Annotated in this window: 17 protein-coding genes and 1 tRNA gene; 7 read left to right on the top strand and 11 right to left on the bottom strand. The window is 71.5% G+C overall.

Translation table 11 applies throughout. The features are described 5' to 3' along the window. Positions 1-11 precede the first annotated feature (11 nt). From AB0I18_RS18385 to AB0I18_RS18375, 3 genes are all read right to left on the bottom strand, one after another. Positions 12-827 (bottom strand): SCO1664 family protein, encoded by an 816-nt coding sequence (locus tag AB0I18_RS18385; RefSeq protein WP_363106537.1) that lies wholly within the window; start codon positions 825-827, stop codon positions 12-14. After that, positions 791-1,381, bottom strand: coding sequence for a DUF3090 domain-containing protein (locus AB0I18_RS18380; protein ID WP_363106536.1), 591 nt, complete (start codon positions 1,379-1,381; stop codon positions 791-793). Before AB0I18_RS18380 ends, AB0I18_RS18385 begins: the two co-directional genes overlap by 37 nt. A 99-nt stretch (positions 1,382-1,480) precedes the next feature. Continuing rightward, complete coding sequence (locus tag AB0I18_RS18375) at positions 1,481-2,167, bottom strand: histidine phosphatase family protein (protein ID WP_363106535.1); 687 nt, start codon at positions 2,165-2,167, stop codon at positions 1,481-1,483. A gap of 227 nt (positions 2,168-2,394) precedes the next feature. On the opposite strand from AB0I18_RS18375, the gene corA reads away from it, so the two are divergent. Beyond that, complete coding sequence (gene corA, locus AB0I18_RS18370) at positions 2,395-3,393, top strand: magnesium/cobalt transporter CorA (RefSeq protein WP_363106534.1); 999 nt, start codon at positions 2,395-2,397, stop codon at positions 3,391-3,393. Between the two features lie 76 nt (positions 3,394-3,469). On the opposite strand, the gene AB0I18_RS18365 is transcribed toward corA, so the two are convergent. Next, the gene (locus tag AB0I18_RS18365) at positions 3,470-4,258 is read right to left on the bottom strand and encodes a ferritin-like domain-containing protein (protein WP_363106533.1); all 789 of its coding nucleotides are present in this window, start codon (positions 4,256-4,258) and stop codon (positions 3,470-3,472) included. A 236-nt stretch (positions 4,259-4,494) separates the two neighbouring features. Beyond that, on the bottom strand, positions 4,495-5,550 hold the full coding sequence (locus AB0I18_RS18360) for an LLM class F420-dependent oxidoreductase (RefSeq protein WP_363106532.1): 1,056 nt from the start codon (positions 5,548-5,550) through the stop codon (positions 4,495-4,497). Positions 5,551-5,700: 150 nt separating this feature from the next. Between AB0I18_RS18360 and AB0I18_RS18355 the strand changes: the two genes are divergently transcribed. Next, positions 5,701-6,684, top strand: coding sequence for an aldo/keto reductase (locus AB0I18_RS18355; protein WP_363106531.1), 984 nt, complete (start codon positions 5,701-5,703; stop codon positions 6,682-6,684). Continuing rightward, positions 6,681-9,314 carry a helix-hairpin-helix domain-containing protein gene (locus AB0I18_RS18350; protein ID WP_363106530.1) on the top strand — a complete coding sequence of 878 codons (2,634 nt, stop codon included), beginning with the start codon at positions 6,681-6,683 and terminating at the stop codon, positions 9,312-9,314. Before AB0I18_RS18355 ends, AB0I18_RS18350 begins: the two co-directional genes overlap by 4 nt. Positions 9,315-9,417: 103 nt before the next feature. Here the strand turns inward: AB0I18_RS18350 and AB0I18_RS18345 are convergent, their stop codons facing one another. Next, positions 9,418-10,149: a hypothetical protein gene (locus AB0I18_RS18345; protein WP_363106529.1), complete on the bottom strand. Its 732-nt coding sequence runs from the start codon at positions 10,147-10,149 to the stop codon at positions 9,418-9,420. Positions 10,150-10,196: 47 nt separating this feature from the next. Here AB0I18_RS18345 and AB0I18_RS18340 point away from each other — a divergent pair, with 47 nt between their 5' ends. Next, the gene (locus AB0I18_RS18340; protein ID WP_363106528.1) at positions 10,197-10,385 is read left to right on the top strand and encodes a DUF5703 family protein; all 189 of its coding nucleotides are present in this window, start codon (positions 10,197-10,199) and stop codon (positions 10,383-10,385) included. A gap of 112 nt (positions 10,386-10,497) precedes the next feature. Here the strand turns inward: AB0I18_RS18340 and AB0I18_RS18335 are convergent, their stop codons facing one another. The 3 genes from AB0I18_RS18335 to AB0I18_RS18325 all read right to left on the bottom strand — a co-directional run bounded on the left by AB0I18_RS18335 (position 10,498) and on the right by AB0I18_RS18325 (position 13,257). Then, positions 10,498-11,283, bottom strand: coding sequence for a chaplin family protein (locus tag AB0I18_RS18335; RefSeq protein ID WP_363106527.1), 786 nt, complete (start codon positions 11,281-11,283; stop codon positions 10,498-10,500). Between the two features lie 199 nt (positions 11,284-11,482). Continuing rightward, positions 11,483-11,716, bottom strand: coding sequence for a chaplin ChpH (gene chpH / locus AB0I18_RS18330; RefSeq protein WP_363106526.1), 234 nt, complete (start codon positions 11,714-11,716; stop codon positions 11,483-11,485). Between the two features lie 215 nt (positions 11,717-11,931). After that, entirely contained in the window at positions 11,932-13,257 is a 1,326-nt protein-coding gene (locus tag AB0I18_RS18325) for a M20/M25/M40 family metallo-hydrolase (protein WP_363106525.1), read from the bottom strand. Positions 13,258-13,444: 187 nt separating this feature from the next. Between AB0I18_RS18325 and AB0I18_RS18320 the strand changes: the two genes are divergently transcribed. Beyond that, positions 13,445-13,529 (top strand) — tRNA-Leu (locus AB0I18_RS18320). A 99-nt stretch (positions 13,530-13,628) separates the two neighbouring features. Here the strand turns inward: AB0I18_RS18320 and AB0I18_RS18315 are convergent. After that, positions 13,629-15,047: an LCP family protein gene (locus tag AB0I18_RS18315; protein ID WP_363106524.1), complete on the bottom strand. Its 1,419-nt coding sequence runs from the start codon at positions 15,045-15,047 to the stop codon at positions 13,629-13,631. Positions 15,048-15,085: 38 nt separating this feature from the next. Continuing rightward, on the bottom strand, positions 15,086-17,167 hold the full coding sequence (locus AB0I18_RS18310; RefSeq protein WP_363106523.1) for a bifunctional polysaccharide deacetylase/glycosyltransferase family 2 protein: 2,082 nt from the start codon (positions 17,165-17,167) through the stop codon (positions 15,086-15,088). Between the two features lie 629 nt (positions 17,168-17,796). On the opposite strand from AB0I18_RS18310, the gene AB0I18_RS18305 reads away from it, so the two are divergent. Next, complete coding sequence (locus AB0I18_RS18305) at positions 17,797-21,684, top strand: Pls/PosA family non-ribosomal peptide synthetase (protein ID WP_363106522.1); 3,888 nt, start codon at positions 17,797-17,799, stop codon at positions 21,682-21,684. Beyond that, positions 21,672-23,126: a M1 family metallopeptidase gene (locus AB0I18_RS18300; protein ID WP_363106521.1), complete on the top strand. Its 1,455-nt coding sequence runs from the start codon at positions 21,672-21,674 to the stop codon at positions 23,124-23,126. The genes AB0I18_RS18305 and AB0I18_RS18300 overlap by 13 nt, the downstream gene beginning before the upstream one ends. Positions 23,127-23,248: the final 122 nt, after the last annotated feature.

Below are 23,248 nucleotides of genomic sequence, written 5' to 3'. Positions count from 1 at the left end.
TATCTCGCCGGTCATACGGGCGGCCAGGGGATGGCGGGCCAGTCCCCCGAGGGCTCCGGGTGCCGTCCGGAGGTGAGCAGGACGGCCACACGCGCGCGCGTGGCGTCCAGTTCGGCCTCGGTGATGAGCTCCGCCAGCCGCAGGCCCAGCGTCCCGTCCAGGGCGTCTCTGAGGCCCTCCAGGACCCCGATGGCCTCAGCGGTGAGCTTCTCCCCCGCCCAGCCCCACAGCAGCGTCCGCAACTTGTTCTCGGCGTTGAAGGAGACCCCGTGGTCGACGCCGTACAGCCGGCCCTCGGGCGCGGGCAGCAGATGGCCGCCCTTGCGGTCCGCGTTGTTGATCACCGCGTCGAGCACCGCGAGCCTGCGCAGCCGCTCGTCGTCGGCGTGCACCAACAGCGCCGTACGCCCCTCACCGACCTCGGCGAACGCGACGGCCTTCCAGCCGTCGCCCGGCTCCTCGCCGTCGACCAGCGCGAGCAGCTCCGTGCCCTCGGTCATCGGCTCGATCCACAGCTGGCACATGCCCTCGCCGTGCGGCCCGTCGCGCAGGACCGTCGTCGGGACGAGCCCCCAGCCGGTGGCCTCGGACACCTCGTACGCCGCGACCTCCCGCTGGGCCAGCGTGCCGTCGGGGAAGTCCCACAGCGGGCGCTCGCCGATGACCGGCTTGTAGACACAGGACGCCTGCCGACCCTGGTACGACACGTCGCACAGCAGCACCGCGTTGGAGGCCTCACGAATGCGGCCGCGCACCGTCAGCTCGCCCTCGGCGAGCAGCTCGGCCGTGGTCACGCTTCGCGGCGGTATCCGTTCTGGCGCGGACATACGTGTCCTTCCGGGTCTAGCGGGAGACTGCACAGCGGGCAGGGCGGTCGGCCGGCGTTGACGACGTCGAGGGCGCGCTTGGTGAAGGCGCGGGCCTGCGCGCCGGTGAGGCGGACCCGCAGCATCGGCGGACCGTTCTCCTCGTCCTGCAGGAGCCTTTCCTCGGCTTCCGCGAGGTCTTCCTCGGAGTCGGCGTCCAGCTCGACGAGCGCCTGCGCCTCGACGATCATGCGCTGCTCGTCACCGTCCCAGGCGAGCGCCATGGTGCCGACCCGGAACTCCTCCTCGACGGGAGTGTCGAGCGGGGCGGTGTCGGAGACCTCGGTCGGGGCCACCGCCGGGACGGGGGCGCTGCCCCCGGTACGCCGGACGACCTCGTCGAGCAGCTCTTCCATCCGCTCGGCGAGCGCCGCCACCTGGGTCTTCTCCAGGGCCACGCTGGTCACCCGGGGTCCGGCGGTGGCCTGCAGGAAGAAGGTCCGGCGCCCGGGCAGCCCGACCGTACCGGCCACGAAACGGTCCGGTGGGTCGTAGAGGTACACCTGACGGGACACGTCCTGTCTCCATTGGATCGATTGCATCCGCCATGACGTGCGTCTGCTGCTGACAACTACTGCGCTTCTTCGACCGCTTCACCCTACTGCGGCCGACGATCACGGTGCGCCCGCACCGCCCCCGACCGCGGCGTCGCCGCCCGGAGGTTCCTCGCGCGGCGCGAGAGACGTGAAATCGCCGGTGTCCCCGAGGCGGACGAGGAACGGCCGCAGCCGGGTGTAACGGATCGCGGTGATGGAACACGGTTCTACGGAAATCCGCTGGAAGAGGTCCAGATGAAGTCCGAGTGCGTCCGCGACAAGGGACTTGATGATGTCGCCGTGCGAGCACATGAGGTACACGGCGTCGCCGCCGTGATCGCGCTCCACGCGCGCGTTCCACTCGCGTACCGCCTCGGCCGCCCGCGTCTGCATGGACCGCATCGACTCGCCACCCGGGAACGCGGCGGCGGACGGATGCGTCTGTACGACCTCCATCAGCGGCTCGTCCATCAGCTCGGCGAGCTTGCGGCCGGACCAGTCGCCGTAGTGGCACTCCCCGATGCGCTCCTCGGTGTGCGCCCGCAGCTCGGGCCGGGCGTCGAGGAGCGGCTGAATCGTTTCCTGACAGCGCTGGAGGGGGCTGGTGACGACTTCGGAGATCGGCAGCTCCGCGAGGCGCCCGGGCAGCGCTGCGGCCTGCGCGGCGCCGCGCTCGTCGAGGGCGACACCGGGCGTCCACCCGGCGAGCAGTCCCGCGGTATTGGCGGTGGAACGTCCGTGCCGGACGAGGATCAAGGTGGGCATGCGGCCCAGCCTAGGGCCCTTCTGATGGATCTCCGTGGGAGAAGGAGCGACGTTCGGTGCGTGCGAGCGGTGTGCGGCGTGGAGGGTCATGTGGCGGAGCCACCTGTCCCTTCGCGCCGTGCGGCGATCGGGCGTGCCGGGCGTCGCGACGCCGCGGAGATCCATCAGAAGGGCCCTGAGCTGAGCCAGGAGTGCGCTACGGATCGAGCGGCGGGAGAATACGCTCCGTGATCGTCGACTGTGCCATCTACCGTGACGGGCACCGGACGGAGGGGCCGACCGACCTCTCCGACGCCCTGGACGAAGCGCGCGCCTCGGGGGACGCGTTCCTGTGGATCGGGCTGCACGAACCGACCGAGCAGGAGTTCGACCTCGTCACCGAGGAGTTCGGGCTGCATCCGCTGGCGGTCGAGGACGCCCTGAAGGCGCACCAGCGGCCCAAGCTGGAGGTGTACGACGACTCGCTGTTCATGGTCCTCAAGCCGGTGACGTACGAGCCGGACAGCGACGTCGTCTCCTCCGGGGAGCTCATGATCTTTCTCGGGGACTCCTTCGTGGTGACCGTGCGGCACGGCGAGGGCTCGCCCCTCAAGGCCGTTCGGCGGCGCCTGGAGGAGGACCCGCAGATGCTGCGGCTCGGCCCGACGGCGGTGCTCCACTCGATCGCCGACACCACCGTCGACCACTACCTGGACGTGGCGACCGAGCTGCAGACCGACCTGGAGGAGCTGGAGGCGGAGGTGTTCTCGCCGAGCGACGGCGGTTCCCGGCACACGGCGTCCCGGATCTACACCTTCAAGCGGCAGGTCCTGGAGTTCCGCCGGGCCACGGGCCCGCTCGCCCCGCCGCTGACACGGCTCGCGGGCAGCGGCCGGTTCAGCACGGACGTGCCGTTCGTCCACGACAGGGCGCAGCCCTTCTTCCGTGACGTGAACGACCACCTGAGCCGGGTGAACGAGTCCGTGGAGGGCCTGGACCGGCTGGTGTCGGACATCCTGTCGGCGCATCTCGCGCAGATGAGCGTGCGGCAGAACGACGACATGCGGAAGATCTCCGCATGGGCGGCCATGGCCGCGGTGCCCACGATGATCGCCGGAATCTACGGCATGAACTTCGACCACATGCCGGAGCTGCACTGGGTCTGGGCCTACCCGGCGGTCATCCTGCTGATGGCCGCGCTCGAGGTGTTCCTGTTCCGCCTCTTCAAGCGGCGCGGCTGGCTGTAGCCCGTTCCCTCCTCCCCTTCTCCGGGCTCCACGCGCGCGTGCCTCGTACGAAGCAGCACGCGCGCGTGGGCCACGGTCACGCGAACTCGGGTGCAGCCGCTGACGGTCCGCCCAGCGCGTCGCGCCGCTCCGGCATCGTCAGCGAGACCATCCGCCGCCAGCCGAAGGAACGCTCGTAGGCGTACATGGCGCGGATGCCCGCGGCGAGCACCGCCGACTTGGCCTTTGGCCAGTGGAGGATGCGCCCCATGTGGTCCATCACCGCGAGGCTGACGTCCCGGTAGATCCCGATCTCGGCGAGTGCGCACTCGCGCAGCGTCCGCTGGATGGCCCGGCCGTGTCCCGCGTACGCGAAGCGCAGCAGTTCCTCGTGGCAGTAGGCGAGGTGGTTGTCCTCGTCGTTGGAGATCATCCGCACGGCCTTGCCGATCTCCGGGTGGTCCCCGAAGTCCTTGCGCAGCATGACCATCTGGTCCGCGGCACGCTGCTCCGTGACCCTGCTGTGCGAGAGGTACGTGACGATGTCCTGCACGGTGAGCGGCTCGTCGCCCTTGAGCTTGTCGTGCGCGAGACCGATGCCGTGCCGCTCCAGGAGCAACGTGTAGTCGGTCTCGGGCGGGACCTCGACGGGTTCAAGGCCGCGCTTCCTGAGCAGCGCGTTGAAGATCCGCCCGTGCTTGTCCTCGTCCGCGCCGTGCCGGGTGATCTTGGGTGCGAGCGCGCGTTCGCTCGCCGGGACGAGAGCCGCGATCCGCGCGTTCTCCCAGCCCCCTTGCGACTCCCCGCTCGCAGCGATGGAACAGAAGAGACGGAACGACTCGTCGTTGTCGACGATCTCCTGGAAAAGACTCTTGGCCGAAAGCATGACTGCCACCCTCCTGCGTGACTCCGCAAAGAACGAGTCAAATGCGGTATCAGGGGTGCGGCAACATCTGTGTCGGACAAATCCGCCGAACGGCGGATGCGAAGGCAATGACGGGCGCGTAACCAAGCGGGGTCGTGGCGCGTTGTTCCCCGTGACGGCCGTGGCGGGGAGACCCCCCGAGCCCCCACCACGGCCGCAGAACTCCTCGGTCCACCGAACCGGCCCCGTCGGCGGTGCTACGCGAGTCCGGCCCGCTCCAGGGCGTCGGAACCGGCCCGGAGCGAGGCGATCCGCTCGTCCAGCGTGAAGCCCGCGGGGGCCAGCGTGAGCGTGGTGACCCCGGCGGACGCGTAGGCCGTCATCCGGTCCGCGATGCGGTCGACGGAGCCGAGCAGCGTGGTCTGGTCGATGAGCTGCTGTGGAATGGCGGCTGCCGCACCCGTCTTGTCGCCTGCCAGGTACTTGTCCTGGATCTCGGCGGCCTCTTTCTCGTATCCCATGCGCTGGGCCAGCTGGTTGTAGAAGTTCTGCTTGCGGCTGCCCATGCCGCCCACGTAGAGCGCGGTGTACGGGCGGAACGTGTCGGCCAGGGTCGCCACGTCCTTGTCCTCACCGAGCGCCAACGGCACCGTCGGGCAGACGTCGAAGCCGTCCATCGTCTTGCCGGCCTTCTCGCGGCCCGCCCGCAGGTACTTGATCGCGGTGTCCTCCAGGTGGTCGGCCGAGGGGAAGATCAGCAGGGCGCCGTCGGCGATCTCGCCGGTCTGCTCCAGGTTCTTCGGGCCGATCGCGGCGACGTAGAGCGGGATGTGCTCGCGTTCCGGGTGCACGGTCAGCTTGAGCGGCTTGCCCGGGCCGCCGGGCAGGGGCAGCGTCCAGTGCTCGCCCTCGTACGACAGGCGCTCGCGGGTCATCGCCTTGCGGACGATCTCGACGTACTCGCGGGTGCGGGCCAGCGGCTTGTCGAACTTGACGCCGTACCAGCCCTCCGAGACCTGCGGCCCGGAGACACCGAGACCGAGGCGGAAACGGCCGCCGGAGAGCGAGTCGAGCGTCGCGGCGGTCATCGCGGTCATCGCGGGCTGCCGGGCCGGGATCTGGAAGATCGCCGAGCCGACATCGATCCGCTCGGTCTTGGCGGCGACCCAGCTGAGCACGGTGGCCGCGTCCGAGCCGTACGCCTCGGCGGCCCAGCAGACCGCGTAGCCCAGCCGGTCCGCCTCCTTGGCCACGGCCAGATTGTCCGCGTCCATTCCGGCACCCCAGTAACCGAGGTTGATCCCGAGCTGCATGGCCCATTCCCCTTACCGATCAGTAACGTCCCTTGTCCGGCACCCTAGCGCGCTGATGGGCGCCGCGGCAGGGACGGGTTGGGGCTCACGTGATCCCGGTTGTCCACAGGGCCCCCACGCACCGACTTCCGGCCAGTAATCTCAGCCCACATGGAGCAGAGGCATCTCGGCCGTACCGGCCTGCGTGTGTCCCGCATCGGACTCGGCACCCTCACATGGGGGCGGGACACCGACGAGCACGACGCCGCGGACCTGTTGAAGGCGTTCTGGGAGGCGGGCGGCACGCTCGTCGACACGGCCGATGTGTACGGGGACGGGGAGGCCGAGTATCTGCTCGGGCAGCTCATGGAGGGGCTGGTGCCGCGCCGGGATCTGGTGATCTCGACCAAGGCGGGGAGCGTGCCGGATCCGTACCGGCGCTTCGACGGTTCGCGCGGGCATCTGCTGTCCGCGCTCGACGCCTCGCTGGCACGGCTCGGCACGGACTACGTGGACCTGTGGCAGATCCACGCCTTCGATCCCGACGCGCCGCTGGAGGAGACCCTCCAGGCCCTCGACATCGCTGTCAGCAGCGGCCGCGCGCGGTATGCGGGGGTCTCCAACTTCTGCGGCTGGCAGCTCGCCAAGGCGGCCACCTGGCAGCTCGCGGCGCCTGGGATACGCACCCGGCTGTCGAGTACGCAGATGGAGTACTCGCTGCTGCAGCGCGGTGTCGAACGCGAGGTGCTGCCCGCGGCGCTGGACCTGGGCATCGGTCTGCTCCCGTCCTCTCCCCTGGGCCGCGGTGTGCTGACGGGCAAGTACCGGCATGCGACGCCTTCGGACTCCCGTGGCGCGTCGGAACACCTGGCGCCGTTCGTCGAGCCGTACCTGGACGACGCGGCGAGCCGCATCGTGGACGCGGTGGCGACGGCGGCGGACGGGCTCGCGGTGACCCCGCTGCAGATCGCCCTCGCCTGGGTCCGCGACCGGCCCGGAGTGGCCGCCCCCATCATCGGCGCGCGCAACGCGCTGCAGCTCACGGCCGCGTTGTCAGTGGAGACCCTTAGTCTTCCTGAGGAGATCTGCCGAGCGCTCGACGATGTGTCAGCGCCCGTGCACCGCTATCCCGATCACGACTGGAGCACGCTGTGACCACGGAGCCCGCTGCCGCGGAGGAAGCCGAGCCGGGGACGCCGGGTACCGGCCCCGCATCCGGAGAGCCCGGGCCCGGGGTCCGGCCCGGAGCCGAGCGCGAGAAGGCCGGCCCTGGCGACGGGGACGAGGGACGGGCCGAGGACGAGACCGAGGGACCGGCCGAGGGCTCCACCGCGACGGGTGACGTGGCCTCCCGGGACGAGGCCGACCACGAGCCTCGGTCCGGTGAGGACGGAGACACGGCAGGCGGCGGCGAGGACACGCGCGCCTCCGGTCCGGCTGGAGGAGACCCGGACAGCGAGGACGGCCGGGCCGAGGACGTCTCCGTCGTGGGCGAGGTGCATGCGGACGGCGGGGAAGCCCCGGCACCGGACACCGACAGCACCGACAGCACCGACAGCACCGGGGACAGCGACGCGGCGGACGATGGAGTCGTTGCCGAGGGCTCGGACACGGGAGAGGCGGCCGAAGGGGTCAAAGGCGTCGGTGAGTTGTCCGAGGCCGAAGCCGAGTTGGCCGCGCAGCGTGAGTTGCGGGAGCGGATCGAGCGGCGGAAGGCCGAGAAGGCGGGGCCGGTCCAGGCCGGGACGCGGCTGAGCGGAAAGGCGGCCGATCTGCTCGCGGCCGTCCGGGCGGTGGAGAGCGGGGAGAAGCCCCCGGCGAGCGTCTTCAGCGAGCCGGAGCCCGCGCCGCGCAGAGCCGCGCCGGAGCCGGTGCGGCGGCCGCAGCCGGTGCCCGCCGGCGCCGCCGCGTCAGTGGTTCCGGAAGCCGTCGACGCCGTACGGGCCGTGCTCGTCGAGGGCGGCGCCCCCGACACGCTCGCGCCCCAGGCCACCGCGGCCCTCGGCGAGGGAGCGGACGCACAACTCCGCGAAGACCCCTGGCAGTTGCTGCGGGTGGCAGGGGTGCGGCCCGAACAGGCCGACGGGTTCGCCCGGGCGCTGCTCGGCGCGGAGTGCGGGCCGGACGACGAGCGACGCGGCCGGGCGGTCACCGTGTGGCTCCTGGAGCAGGCGGCCCTGGCCGGGCACACCGCGCTGGAGGCTCAGGCGCTGCACGCGGCACTCGCCCAGCGGTCGGTGCCGGACCCGGATGCCGCCGTGCAGAGCGCCCTCGCCGAGGGCGATGCCCTGGTCTTCCAGGACGCGCTCGACGAACCCGGCGCGCCCCCGGCCGCCGCCCCCCGGCAGTCCGAGGACGACAGCGAGGGTGAGGAAGACGCGCAGGAGCGCCCGGTCCGCGTCCTCATCGGCCTGGAGCGGTACGCACTCGCCGAGGAGAGCCTGGCCGACGGGCTCGCCCGGGTCGCCAACGCGCTGCCCAAGGACGACGGTTCGACCACCGGCTGGGAGTCGGCGGCGACCGGCTCAGCCGCCGAGCTGATCCGCGCCGTCGCCGGCCACGGCCTCGTCCTGCACACCGGCGGCGAGGCATCCCGTGCGGAACCGGCGGCCCTGGCCGCCGCGGCCCGGGCGCTCGGCCTGCGGGTGTGCGTCGCCGCGCACGGTCCGGACGGCCGCCGCCGCTTCGCCGCGCTGCTCACCGCCGCGGAGGGAGGCCGGTCCGGCGCCACGGGCTCCGGCCTGTCGTCGACGCCCGGCGACGGAGACCCGGGCGAGGAGCCGGCCGACGGTTCCGCCGTGGCCCCCCAGGCGACCCCCCAAGCCCACGAAGCCGTGGCCACGGTCGCCGGACTGCTCGCCGGATCCGAAGGGCCGGGACGAGACAGCGACGGCATGCTCAGGACCGACCTGCTGGTCGTGCTCGACGCGCCGCAGCTGGATGTGGAGAGCGCGGCGATGCTGGCCGAGTCGCTGCCCGACGGGGCCCGGCTCGTGCTGAGCGGGGACCCCGGTGTGCTGTGGTCGGCGGGGCCCGGGCGGGTCTTCGCGGATCTGCTCGCCGCGCGGGTGTGCCCGCAGATCGCCTCGCGGACGCCGGATCCCGGTCCCGTCGGCGAACTGGTCTCGGGCATCGGCGTGGGCGAGCTGAACCAGGTCGCCGCCCCCGGCAAGGAGGTCGTGATCGTCCCGGTGCGCGACGCCGGGGAGGCGGTCCACCGCACCGTGCAGCTGGTCGCCGACTCCGTCCCGCGGGCGATCGGGATCCCGGCCGAGCGAACCCAGGTGATCACTCCGGGCCACGGCGGCGCGGCGGGCACCCGCACACTCAACGCCGCCCTGAAGGAGCGGCTCAACCCCGGCCCGGGCCGCTTCGGCGGCTTCGACCCGGGCGACCGGATCGCCTACACGCCGGAACCGGGCCGGACGGTGCCGGGCCACGTCGTGAAGGCCGACGCCGAGGGACTGCACCTGGAGTGCGCGGGCGCCCCCGTCGTCGTACCGAAGGAGCGGGTGGAGCAGACCGTGCGGCACGGCTGGGCGCTCACCGCGCACCAGGCGGTCGGCACCCGCTGGGCCGCCGCCGTCGTGGTGCTGCCCGGTGACGCCGCCCAGGCCCTCACCAGGCCCTGGATCTACACGGCCTTCGGCCGCGCCGAGCAGCACCTCTCCGTGGTCCACGGCGTGGATCAGGCGCTGCCGCACGCGGTGGCGGAGGTCGCCGCGAAGCCCCGTACCACCCGTCTGCCGGCCCTGCTCACGGCCCAGGTACCGGCGGCCGGCTGAGCCCCGGCGACACCGCCCCGCGGACGCACCGCCGCCGACGTCCGAACGCACCGGTGGCGGTCACCGGGCTCACCCGCCCGGTGACCGCCACCAGTACGAAGCGTCAGCGGTCCGCGTCCAACGGCTCCAAGTCCTCGTCCTCGTCCAGTTCAGCGACGCGAACGGGCCCGGGGCCGTCCTCCAGCTCGTCCTCGGCCTCGTCGTCGATGTCGTCCTCGGTCTCGTCGTCGAAGACGGCGCTGACGTCGAAGCGGCACACGATCCGGTGGGTGTCGGCCTGGTCGAACGGGGACTCCAGCCACTCGCCGGGGTCGGCCGGTTCGTCCGCGGCGGTGACCCACAGCGTGGAGTCACCCTCCTCCAGGCCGAACTCCTTGTGCCGGGAGGCGATCTCGTCCGGTTCGAACTCGCCGAACAGGACTCCCAGCGCGCCGTGCACGGTGCCGGACGCCGCGTCGAACCCCGCGGCCGCGGCCCCGGACTCCTCGACGGCCTCCACCCGCTGGGCCTGCGCCAGCAACCGCTGCGGCTCCACCACCGCGTAGTCCCGGCGGATCAGCACGCTCAGCGCGTTGGGCTCCTCCGGCCCCGTGTACGGCGGCAACGTGTCGTCCGTACCGGGGATCTCGAAGGGAGTGACCTCGTCGTAGCGGTCGTAGAGAAGCTCGTCGTACTCCTCGGCGGCCGCGGCCAGCTCGTTGAACGCCTCGTAGACGGCCGGGTCGTCCTCACCCGACCTGCGCTCGACCGCCGCCAGGTGACGGTCGAGCGCGGCCTTGACCGCCTCGGCGGCGGCGCGTACCTCGGCAGCGGTGGGCTGCGCAGCATCAGACATAGTGCAGACGCTATCCGTACACGGCCTCCGCACGCACAATAGATGCGATGCCGGAATACGAATTTGTCGACGTCTACGTACCGCGCGGGGTCTCCCGCAAGGAGACCACACGCCTGCTGACGGACCATGCGGAGTACGGACACTGGGAGTTGGACCGCCTCAGCCTGCACCCCGACGGCAGCCGCAGGGTGCGGCTGCGCCGGCGGATCATCCGCCAGCTGCGAGCCACGTGGTGACTCAGGACGGCTGAAACGGAGCGGGCCCCGCAGTGGCGGGGCCCGCTCCGTTTCGCCTGCCTATGAGGCATTTGTCGTGCCATGACGCTGTTCATGGCGTCACGGCGCCGTTTCACGCCGAGGCGCGCGCCTTGCGGTAGAGCACGGTGCCCATCAGCAGTGCGCCCGCGCCCACCGGCAGCATGACGCCGAGCGGCAGGTCACCGCCGGTCTGCGCGAGCTGAGCGCTGCCCTTGGGCTGCGTGACGGTCTGGGCGCCCGGGTGATTCGGGTCCGACGAGCCCGGGTTCCCTCCGCCCGAGGACGGCGGCTGTCCAGGCTGCCCCGGCTCACCCGGCTGTCCCGGCTGTCCCGGGTTACCGGGCTCCCCCGGCCTGCCCGGCTCCTCGGGGTCACCGGGCTGACCGGGGTTGCCCGGAGTGTTCGGCTCCCCGTACCCAGGAGGCGTCGTCCCGTGCCCGCCCGACGTGTTCCCGCAGTCGTTGCCCGTGGCCGCGTTGCCGACACCGCCGACGGAGACGCTGTTGCCGCAGACGTTGACCGGCACGTCCACCGGGACCTGTACATGGTTGCCCGAGCCCACGCCCGGCGAGTTACTGGTGTGCCCCCCGGCCTGCGATCCGCCACCGGACGACGGCTTGCCGGAGCCACCGCCGCCCTGGTTGGCGCAGCTGTTGCCCATCGCCGGGTTGAGCAGCCCGACCACGTTCACGGTGTTGCCGCAGACGTTCACCGGCGCGTGCACCGGCGCCTGCACCGAGTTCCCCGAGAGCACGCCCGGGGAGTCCGAGGCGGTGCCGTGCGCCCCCGAGTCGGCGTGCGCGTAACCGCCGGTGGCGGCCAGGACGCCGGTCGCGGCCGCCACGGTCATCAGGCCCTTGCGGGTGACCTGTCGCATAGCTTTTCCCTGCCTTGTAGCTTCGTGGCTCCAGGAACGCGCACGCGCTCGAAATGCGCGTGCGCGTGCACGGAATCGTGGAATGCGGAAAGTCGGCGGCCCCGGAGCGCATGGCGTGCACTCCGGGGCCGCGGACTCAGACCCTGAGGGGGTCCAGCCCCATAGGGAGGTTCAGATCCTCATGGGGCGAGGCACAACGTCAGTGGTTGACGCAGGTGTTGCCGAAGGCGGGGTTCAGCAGACCGATCACGGAGACCGTGTTGCCGCAGACGTTCACCGGCACGTGAATCGGCGCCTGGATGACGTTGCCGGAAAGCACGCCGGGCGAGTGCACGGCAGCACCCTGCGCACCGGCGTCAGCGGCGGCGATGCCCGCACCCGCGAGAACGAGGCCACCCGTGGCGGCAGCAGCGGCGACGATCTTCTTGATCATTATTCCTCCTGGTTGGCAAATGCGATCCCAGCTGCGGATCACATCAGCAGTAACGAGGAGGGAGTAATAGGGCTACGAGCTTATGAGCGCATTCACTCTTCTCAGTCGACTCCGTACGCGCTGGCGATTATTGGAGTGTCGTTTCAGCGGGTTAATTCCGGACGCTTCGCCGTGCGAATACCCCAGGACGCCTCGGGACGACGTCCCGGAACCCCTCAGGACGCCTCGATGAAGCGGTCGAGGACCCGCACCCCGAACTTCAGGGCGTCGACCGGCACCCGCTCGTCGACACCGTGGAACATCCCGGCGAAGTCCAGCTCCGGCGGCAGCTTCAGCGGCGCGAAGCCGAAGCAGCGGATGCCGAGGTCGTCGAAGGACTTGGCGTCGGTGCCGGCCGAGAGCATGTACGGCACGGCCCGGGCGATCGGGTCCTCGGCCACCAACGCGGTCTGCATGGCGTCCACGAGGGCTCCGTCGAAGGTGGTCTCCAGGGCCTTGTCGGCGTGCACGTCCTCGCGCTTCACGTTCGGGCCGAGGATCCGGTCCAGGTCGGCGAGGAACTCCTCCTCGTAACCCGGCAGGTACCGGGCGTCGACGTGCGCGGTCGCCTGGCCCGGGATGACGTTGACCTTGTAGCCGGCGCCCAGCTGGGTCGGGTTGGCGGTGTTCTGCAGCGAGGCGCCGATGAGCTTGGCGATGCCGCCGAGCCTGGCGAGCGTCTCGTCCATGTTCTCCGGGTCGAGCTCGGTGCCGAGCGCGTCGCCGAGCTCGTCGAGGAAGTGCCGCAGCGTCTTGGTCACGCGCACCGGGAACTTGTGCCGCCCGAGGCGGCCGACGGCCTCGGACAGCTCGGTGATCGCGTTGTCCCGGTGGATCATCGAACCGTGCCCGGCGGTGCCGTCCACGGTCAGCTTCATCCAGTGCATGCCCTTCTGGGCGGTCTCGACGAGATACAGCCGCAGCTGCTCGTTGACCGTGAAGGAGAACCCGCCGACCTCGCCGATCGCCTCGGTCACGCCCTCGAAGAGGTCGGGGTGCTTGTCGACGAGGTGCTTGGCGCCGAACTTGCCGCCCGCCTCCTCGTCGGCCAGGAAGGCCAGCACGATGTCCCGGGGAGGCTTGCGTCCGCTGCGCACCCGGTCGCGTACGACCGCGAGGGTCATCGCGTCCATGTCCTTCATGTCGACCGCGCCACGGCCCCACACACAGCCGTCGGCGATCTCGCCGGAGAAGGGGTGGTGCGTCCAGTCCGCGGCGTTGGCCGGTACGACGTCGGTGTGGCCGTGGATGAGCAGCCCGGGCCGCGAGCGGTCCTCTCCCTCGATCCGGACCACCGTGGAGGCACGGCCCTGGTGCGACTCGAAGATCCGCGGTTCGAGTCCCACCTCGGCGAGCTTCTCGGCGACGTACTCGGCGGCCTTGCGCTCTCCCGGCCCCGAGTGGTCGCCGTAGTTGCTGGTGTCGATCTGGATCAGCTCGCGGCAGAGGTCGACGACCTCGTCCTCACCCGTGATGCTCCTGGTCGTGTCCGGCTCGCTCACGCTGCTTCCTCCCACGGTCACTGCTGGTGTTCCCCCCTCATCCTCTCTCTCCGAGCCCTCCTCCCCAAGGGCGGCCCCGCGTCGTCACACGCGGTTCACACCCCGTCGGCCCGTGATCGGGGGCCCTCGAAAGCCTGGTAATGTTTCCTCCGTCGCCGCGAGGGGAACCCCGCGCGACAGACACCTGGTCCGGGTGGCGGAATGGCAGACGCGCTAGCTTGAGGTGCTAGTGCCCTTTATCGGGCGTGGGGGTTCAAGTCCCCCCTCGGACACTTGCACCACATACATCCGGTGCCGACCAGATCCTGGTCGGCACCGTTCGCGTTTCCGGCCGTATGCGCCGATACGGCGTATCGGCGCATACGGCGGAGTCAGTTCTTCTCCTGGTAGGTCACCGGCAGGTCGCCCTTCAGTTCGGTGAAGAGCTGCTTCGCCCGCGGTTCGTCCCACTGCACGGCGCTGCCCTTGGAGGTGACGAGGCCGGGGTTGGACACGGGGACATTGATCTGTCGGCCGTTGCCGGCCGTGACGGCCCGCATCGCCTGGAACAGGGACATGAGATCGCGTAGGCCCGTGTCCTTGTCGACGGTCAGTGTGCCGAGGCCCGCGCTGAGGGTCGGGTAGGCCTTGGCCGGGTTGAGTGCGACATCCGTGGTGGCGGCCTTGGCGGCGAGTGCGGCCAGGAACTTCTGCTGGTTGCGGGTGCGGCCGAGGTCGCCCTGCGCCTCCTGTTTGCGCTGCCGGACGAAGGCGAGTGCCTCGGTTCCGTCGAGGGTCTGGCAGCCCTTCGGCAGGTCCGCGCCCGAGCTCTTGTCCTTGACGGCCCGGTCCAGGCAGATGTCCACGCCGCCGACCGCGTTCACGATCCCGACGAAGCCCGCGAAACCGATCTCCGCGTAGTGGTCGATGCGCAGCCCGGTGTTGGCCTCCACGGTCCGTACGAGGAGGTTGGGGCCGCCCAGCGAGAACGCGGCGTTCAGCTTGTTCTTCTCGGCGCGGAAGGTCCTGCCGGTGTCGGTCCGCAGGAAGGGCGGGACGGTCACATAGGAGTCCCTCGGCAGGCTCATCATCGTGGTGCCGTTGGCGCCGGTGTGCAGCAGGATCATCGAGTCGGTGCGGCGGCCCTCGGCCGAGCCGGTGCTCAGGTCCTTGCGCTCCTGGTCGGAGAGTCCCTCTCGGCTGTCGGAACCCACGATCAGGTAGTTGGTGCCCTTGCCCGGCGCCGGGCGGTCGGGGAACGCGTCGAGGTCGACCTCGCGGTTGAGCCGGGTGTCGGCCCAGACGTACGTACCGACGGAGGACAGGAGCCCGAGGGAGAGCAGGAGGATCAGCGCCCGGGTGATCCGGCGGCGTCGGCTGGGGCGGGGCTTGGGGAACCTGCCACCGGGGCCTGAGCGGATCGAGCGGGCGGAGCGGCCGCCGCGTCCGATGCCACCGCCTCCGGTGCCGGTGCCGGTGCCGGTGCCGCCGACGCCGTCGCCCGGTCGGCGCGCGGACCCAGGGAGGTCCGTGATGTCCGGGGCGACGGCGAGCGGGGCCGTGTCGAGCAGGTGGATGTCGGGCACGGGCCCGCCGGGCAGGACCTCGGTCGGCGGGGCCTTGCCGGGGTCGGGAGGGACCATCACGCGCCAGGCCGGCATCTCCGGTGAGACCCCCGCCTGGGGCGGTGGAGCCGGCGCCGGGGGCGGAGAGACGGGCTCGCGCCACATCTGCCCCGTGACGAGGCGCGGCTCCTCCTGCCTCCGGCGGTTCCGGTCGGCTGTGGGGCTGTGGTCGCTCCAGTCGCTCATGGGTCTGTCCAGTCAGCTCATCGGGTCAGCTCATCCGGTCACCTCGTCGGCAGACTCTTGTACGTGGGCGGCCCACCGATCTGTTCAGCGGCCGTGCCGGAGCGTTGCATCCGGTGCCACTTGAGCCGGTTGCCGAGCAGGGCGGCGACCACGGACTGGATGACGACCAGATACATCAGCTGCCGGTAGACGAAGAGCTGGAAGGGCATCGACCACAGGGCCCGCACCCGCTCGCCGTCCAGTCTCAACGCGTAACCGGCGCAGACCAGTTGGACGAGGAGGAAGGAGAGCCACACCCACGCCGACAGCCGTGAGTCGGAGAAGAGCAGGCCGTACAGGGCGAAGATGTCGATGATCGGCGCGAACAGCGGAAGCGCGACCTGGAAGAGCGCGAGATAGGTCAGTCCGCGTCGGCCGAAGCGCCCGGCGGGGCCCAGTTCGACGAGGGCGCGGCGGTGCTTCCACATGGCCTGGATCGTGCCGTAGCACCAGCGGTAGCGCTGCCGCCAGAGCTGGCGCAGTGACTGCGGCACCTCGGTCCAGGCGACGGCGGTCTCCTCGTAGACCACGCGCCAGCCGGCCCGCCACAGGGCCATCGTGAGGTCGGTGTCCTCGGCGAGGGTGTCCTCGCTGACGCCGCCGACGCCCATCAGCGCGTCCCGGCGGAAGGCGCCGATGGCTCCGGGGACGGTGGTCATGCACTCCAGGACCTCGAACATCCGGCGGTCGAGGTTGAAGCCGAAGCAGTACTCCAGGTGCTGCCACTTCCCCAGCAGATGGCGCCGGTTGCCGACCTTGGTGTTGCCGCTGACGGCGCCGACGGCCGGGTGCGCGAGGGGCTGGACGAGCTGGTGGATGGCGTCGGGTTCGAAGACGGTGTCGGCGTCGACCATGACCACGATGTCGTGCCGTGCCCGGCCGAGGCCGGTGTTGAGGGCGGCGGCCTTGCCCGCGTTCGGCTGCCGGACCACTTCCACGCGGGGATCGCCGATTCTCTCGGCGAGGTCCGCCGTGCGGTCCGTCGAGCCGTCGTCGATCACGATGATCTGCAGGTTCGCGTGGGTGGAGGCGAGCAGGGAGCGGACGGTGGACTCGATGCCCGCCTCTTCGTTGTACGCGGGGACGAGCACCGTGACCGGCGCGGTGATCTCCCGCAGCCGGGGCGAACCGGGGCGGAACCGTTCGAGACGCCGGACATGGGCGCGGGCGAAGAGGGCGAGCAGCACCAGCCGCAGCACCCCGAGGCCGCCGGCGATGCCGAGCGCCCAGGTCATGGCCCTCGAAAAGGTCTGCCCGACGGTGGTGACCCAGATCAGGGCCGTGCCGTACCACTGGTCGGCGCTGGACGCCGGGAAGTTGGGCTTGGGCAGCCGGAGCCCGTCCGAGACGGTGATGAACCGGTCGACGCTGCGGTCCCGGAGCAGCCTCCGGGTCTCCTGGTACGCGGTCGGCGTCTGGCTGAACTGCCGCACCAGGCCCTGTGCGGGCTTCCTGGACCCCGGATCGGCGGCGACCACGAGGTAGTCCTCCGAGGCGGCGCGCCTGGCCGCCTTCCACTCGGGGCCGCACAGGGTGGCCACCGAGGTGGTCTGCGGCATCCGGAGCAGATGGGTGTCCACTCCCGCGGCGCCCTTCAGCGCGGCCTGCGTGAGGGACAGTTCCATTCTGAAGCGGGCAGACGAGGTCTCGCCCAGCGCGGCGCCGGTGTAGGTGTTCGAGCCGATGTCGTGTCCCTCGGCGCGGATGCGCCGCACCAGTTCCGGATAGCGGGCCGCCCGGGACCCGTAGAGGAAGAAGGTGGCGTGGGCGCGGTTCTCGCGCAGCAGGTCGAGCAGGCGGGGCGTCCACACGGGGTCGGGTCCGCCGTCGAAGGTGAGGGCGACGGTGCGGGCGGGCATCGAGGCGGAGTCCACCCGGTCGCCGGTGAAGCGGAGTACGGGCCCGCCGCCGGCGACGGAGGCCGGTACGGGTGTGGTGCAGGCGCGGCGCGAAATCGCGGCGTCGACCTCGTGGTTGGTCCAGCCCTCGAAGAGCAGCGCCCCGAACATCGCGGGGAGGACGAGTATCAGCAGCAGCCAGTGGCCGCGCGGGTCCCGGGACTGCTTGTGCCGGCCCTTCATCGGACACCGCCCCCTTCGGCAGGCCAAGTGGCATGAATCACAAGGGGGTTGAGGTGCCCGCGGGCACTCGGAGTCTGCCTGCTCCGGCATAACTCCGCGATGTCCGGCAGCCTTCGGCGGCGCTCGCCGACGGACGCCCAGCGGTGGGCGTGCCCGGCCGCAACGGCCCCGTACTGCACGGTCTTTCTGAACCGGGCGGAAGTGTCGGCACCTGACAGGTGGCTGTCTGTTTCGTTCCGCCGCATGATCGGACTGGCCTGACGCATGGGGCGCGAGTGTAGTCATGTGACTGTGGGGAGATGGCCCTAATGCCGAGCCTCACAGGGACGGCCGGCACCCCCTGACCCACGTGCACCACCTCGCGCACCGCCTCGCGCGCGGGCAAGTGTGTGGGATCTCTCGTCGGACGGCTCCCGACCGGACAGAACCCCACGTCAGAGCACGTGGGCCCGTCGAGTCCGACCCCTTCGCGGGGCCCTCCGGAGGCCGGTCCGTGTGGCCGACACAGTCGCCCAAAGTTAACGTCGTACTACGATATGACGCTTGATCGGAGCTGGAGCGGAACAACCCCAGGCAGACCTGCGGGACCCCCAGCAGCCCGGATGTCCGGGTTGAGACGCGAGGATCCGATGGCCGCCGTATACGAGAGTCCCGCCCTGCACGAGGATCTCCCCCTGCTCGACGGTGAGTTGGGCGAGGGTTTCGGCGACCACGCACGGTTCTCCGGCGGATCGGCGTCCGCGCCGCGCACCCTTGTCGACATCTTCGAGGCGTCCGTCCGCTCGTACCCCGACGAGCCCGCCCTTGACGACGGAAACGTCGCCCTCACCTACCGTGCGCTGGCCGTCGAGGTGGAGGCGCTGCGGCGGCGGCTCGCCGACGCGGGCGTCGGGCTCGGTGACCGGGTCGGTGTGCGCGTCCCCTCCGGGACCAACGAGCTGTACGTCGCCGTTCTCGCCGTACTGGCCGCCGGCGCCGCCTATGTGCCGGTGGACGCCGAGGACCCGGACGAGCGGGCCGAGCTGGTCTTCGGGGAGGCCCAGGTGCGCGCGGTCGTCGGGGCGGGGCACGAGCTGACCGTCGACGGCCGGAGCGAGGTTCCCGCCGCGCGTCCCGGCACCGAGCACGACGCGTGGATCATCTTCACCTCAGGATCGACCGGCAAGCCCAAGGGCGTGGCCGTCAGCCACCGCAGCGCCGCCGCCTTCGTGGACGCGGAGGCCGGGCTGTTCCTCACCGAGGACCCGATCGGGCCCGGTGACCGTGTCATGGCCGGTCTGTCCGTCGCCTTCGACGCCTCCTGCGAGGAGATGTGGCTGGCCTGGCGGTACGGGGCCTGTCTGGTGCCCGTGCCGCGCTCCCAGGTGCGCAGCGGCGCCGATCTGGGTCCCTGGCTGGTGGAGCAGGAGATCAGCGTGGTCTCCACGGTGCCGACGCTGGCCTCCCTGTGGGAGTCGGAGGCCCTCAACGAGGTCCGGCTGCTGATCTTCGGCGGTGAGGCCTGCCCGCCCGAGCTGGTCCAGCGGCTCGTGACGGAGGGCCGCGAGGTCTGGAACACGTACGGCCCGACCGAGGCCACCGTCGTCGCCTGCGCCTCCCTGATGACCGGCGAGGAGCCGATCAGGATCGGGCTGCCGCTGAACGGCTGGGAGCTGGCCGTGGTCGACGAGGCCGGCGAGCCGGTGCCGATGGGCGGCAGCGGCCAGCTCGTGATCGGCGGAGTGGGACTCGCCCGCTACCTCGACCCCGAGAAGGACGCGGAGAAGTACGCGCCCCTGGAGTCCCTCGGCTGGGAGCGCGCCTACCGCAGCGGTGACCTGGTCAAGGCCGAGCCGGAAGGTCTTGTCTTCCTCGGGCGGGCCGACGAGCAGGTCAAGCTCGGCGGCCGCCGGATCGAGCTGGGCGAGGTGGACACCGCGCTCCAGGGACTGCCCGGGGTGGCGGGCGCCGCGGCGGCCGTACGCACCGCACGCAGCGGCAACCAGCTGCTCGTCGGCTATGTGGTCACCCAGGACGGCTGGGACCACGCGACGGCCGTGGAGAAACTGCGGGCGGAACTGCCCGCGGCCCTCGTCCCGCTGCTCGCGCCCGTCGACGACCTGCCGACCCGCACGTCCGGCAAGGTCGACCGCAACGCGCTGCCCTGGCCGCTGCCCGAGCTGGAGACGAGCGGTCCCGCCGAGCAGCTGTACGGGACCGAGGCCTGGCTCGCCGAGCAGTGGAGCGAGGTGCTCGGCATCCCCGTGTCCGGCGCGCGGGACGACTTCTTCGCGATCGGCGGCGGCAGCCTCGCCGCCGCCCAGCTCACTACCAAGCTGCGCACCCGCTACCCGAGCGCCGCCGTGCTCGACATCTACCAGCAGCCGGTCCTGCGCAAGCTGGCCCGGCACCTGGAGAAGTCCGCGCAGGGCGACGGCCCGGAGCGGGTGATCGCGCCGGTTCCGCTGCGGGCCAAGGTGATCCAACTGCTCGTGCTCGTCCCGCTGTTCACACTGCTGGGGCTGCGCTGGACCGTGGCGCTGGCCGCGCTCGGCAACGTACTGCACTGGTTCGGACCGTACGCGTGGGCGCCGACCGCCTCCTGGTGGCTCGTCGCCGCCGGGGCCGGCCTGCTCTTCAGCCCGCCGGGCCGGCTCGCGATCGCCGCCGGTGGTGCGCGACTGCTGCTGCGTGATGTGAAGCCCGGGCGGTATCCCCGGGGCGGCAGCGTGCATCTGCGGCTGTGGACGGCCGAGCGGCTCGCCGAGTTCAGCGGGGCGGCCTCGCTGACCGGGTCCTGGCTGGAGCGGTACGCGCGGGCGCTCGGCGCCAAGGTCGGTCCCGACGTGGACCTGCACTCGCTGCCGCCGGTGACCGGCATGCTCAAGCTCGGCCGGGGTGCCGCCGTGGAGTCCGAGGTGGACCTGTCGGGCCACTGGCTGGACGGCGACCGGCTTGAGATCGGCGCGGTCAAGGTGGGCGCGCACGCCGTGGTCGGCACCCGCAGCATGCTCTTCCCGGGTGCCCGTGTGGGCAAGCGGGCCGAGGTGGCCCCCGGTTCGGCCGTGGCGGGGCATGTGCCCACCGGCCAGCGGTGGGCCGGCGCGCCCGCGGTGAAGCTCGGCAAGGCGAAGCGGGACTGGCCCAAGGAGCGCCCGGAGAAGGGCACGTACTGGGGTCTGATGTACGGGGCGACCGGGTTCGCTCTGACCGCGCTGCCGCTGGTCGCGGCCCTTGCCGCGCTGCTCGTGGCGAGCGTCTTCGTCACGCCGGACGCCGGGCTGGGCGAGGCGCTGCGGGGTGCCGCGATCGCGCTGGTGCCCGCCACGCTGGCCTTCGGCCTCGCGTACGCGCTGCTCCTGCTGGTCGCCGTACGGCTGCTCAGTCTCCGGCTGCGACCGGGTACGCATCCGACGCACAGCCGCATCGGCTGGCAGGCCTGGACGGTCACCCAGCTGATGGACCGGTCCCGGGAGACGCTGTTCCCGCTGTACGCCGGACTGATCACGCCCGTGTGGCTGCGGCTGCTGGGGATGCGGATCGGGCGGGGTGCCGAGGTGTCGACCGTGCTGGCGCTGCCGAGCCTCACCACGGTCGGCGAGGGCGCGTTCCTGGCCGACGACACGCTGACCGCCCCGTACGAGCTCGGCGGCGGCTGGATGCGGATCGGGCGGGCGGAGATCGGGCGCCGGGCCTTCCTGGGCAACTCCGGGATGACCGCGCCGGGCCGCTCGGTGCCGGACGGCGGACTGGTCGGGGTGCTGTCCGCGACGCCGAAGAAGGCCAAGAAGGGCAGCTCGTACCTGGGGCTGCCGCCCGTGAAGCTGCCGCGTTCCACGCAGGGCGGGGACCAGAGCCGTACGTACGACCCGCCCGCCCGGCTGCTGTGGGCGCGCGGTCTTGTCGAGCTGTGCCGGATCGTGCCCGTCTTCTGCTCGGCCGCGCTGGCCGTGCTGACGGTGGCCGCGCTGAGCGTGCTCGGGGCATGGGCCTGGCTGCTCGGCGGGGTGGTGCTGCTGGCCGCCGGGGCCGCCGCGGGTCTGCTGTCCGTGGCCGCGAAGTGGCTGCTCGTGGGCCGGCACAAGGCCGGTGAGCACCCGCTGTGGAGCGGCTTCGTGTGGCGCAACGAGCTGGCCGACACCTTCGTCGAGGTGGTGGCCGTGCCATGGCTGGCCGGCTCCGTGCCCGGTACGCCGGTGATGAACCTGTGGCTGCGCGGCCTCGGCGCCCGGATCGGCAAGGGCGTGTGGGTGGAGAGCTACTGGCTGCCCGAGACGGACCTGGTGACCCTCGGGGACGCCGCCACCGTGAACCGCGGCTGCGTCCTGCAGACCCACCTCTTCCACGACCGGATCTTGCGGACGGATACTGTGGTCCTCCGTGAGGGCGCGACGCTGGGTCCTGGCGGAATCGTCCTTCCCGGCAGCACGGTCGGTGCCCGCAGCACACTGGGTCCCGCCTCGCTCGTCATGGCTGCGGAATCCGTTCCCGACGGCACCCGCTGGCTGGGCAATCCGATCGAGGCATGGCGCTCCTAGGCGCGGCTCGTACGGAGCCGGGAGACGGAATACCGGCATGCCGTACGAGCACAGCGCAGGGAGCAGACACTTCAGTGCCTCAGCAGACAGCGGGAGCGGACCCGTACTTCCCGGCGAACGGTGATGCCCGTTATCGGGTGCACCGGTACGAACTCGCCGTGGACTACCGTCCGGGGCCCAACCGCCTGTCCGGCACCGCGCGGCTCAACGCCATAGCGGGCCGTGCGCCGCTCGCCGAATTCCAGCTGAACCTGGCCGACTTCAGGATCGGCCGGATCCGGGTCGACGGCCGCACGCCGCACTACACGCACCGGGGCGGCAGGCTGCGGATCCGGCCGGCGAAGCCGATCCGCGCCGGGGCCGCGTTCACGGTCGAGGTGCACTGGTCGGGCAACCCCAAGCCGGTGCGCAGCCCTTGGGGCGGGCTCGGCTGGGAGGAACTGGAGGACGGGGCGCTGGTGGCCAGCCAGCCGGTGGGCGCGCCGTCCTGGTACCCGTGCAACGACCGCCCGGCGGACAAGGCCTCGTACCAGATCTCGGTCACCACGCCGTCGGCGTACTCGGTGGTGGCGGGCGGTCGGCTGCTGACCCGTACGACGAAGGCGTCCACGACGACCTGGGTGTACGAGCAGTCGGCGCCGACGTCCAGCTATCTGGTCGGGCTGTCCGTCGGGAAGTACCAGACGCTGCTGCTCGGCGATCCCGGCCTGGGCGGGGTGCCGCAGGCCGGGCACATTCCGGCGGAGCTGCTGACCGACTTCTCGCGGGACTTCGCCCGGCAGCCCGCGATGATGGAGCTGTTCGAGGAGCTGTTCGGGCCGTATCCGTTCGGCGAGTACGCGGTGGTCGTCACCGAGGAGGAGCTGGACGTCCCGGTGGAGGCGCAGGGACTTTCCCTGTTCGGCGCCAACCACGTGGACGGGGCGCGGGGTTCGGAGCGCCTCGTCGCGCACGAGCTGGCCCACCAGTGGTTCGGCAACAGTGTGAGCATCGCCGACTGGCGGCACATCTGGCTGAACGAGGGGTTCGCGAAGTACGCGGAGTGGTTGTGGTCGGAGCGGTCGGGCGGGCGCGGTGCGCAGGCCCTCGCGGGTGTGGCGCATCGGAAGCTGGCCTCGTTGCCGCAGGACCTGCGGTTGGCTGACCCGGGGCGGAAGTTGATGTTCGACGACCGCCTTTATGAGCGGGGTGGGTTGGTGTTGCACGCGGTGCGGTGTGTGTTGGGGGACGCGGCGTTCTTTCGGATGTTGCGGGGGTGGGCTGCGCTGCATCGGGGTGGGACGGTGACATCGGCGGCCTTCACCGCGCATGTGGCCCGGTACTCGGCCGAGCCGTTGGATGACCTGTTTGCGGCCTGGCTGTATGAGACTGCGTTGCCGCCGTTGCCCTCTCCCAGTGCGGCGATTCCGGCGCGGCCGCCGTATCCGCCCACCAGTGCCTGAGCGCACCACTGGGTTGTACGACGGCCGCGGGCCAGATGTGGCTGGTCGCGCCCACGCGGCGGAGCCGCATATCGACACAGCCCCGCGCCCCTAAAGGGGCGGGGCGCGGGGGCCCATTCAAC

The sequence above is a fragment of the Streptomyces sp. NPDC050704 genome, assembly GCF_040654355.1.
Taxonomy (GTDB): Bacteria; Actinomycetota; Actinomycetes; order Streptomycetales; family Streptomycetaceae; genus Streptomyces.
The sequence above is the reverse complement of the archived record's forward strand: the minus strand, read 5'-3'. Positions and strand labels throughout refer to the sequence as shown.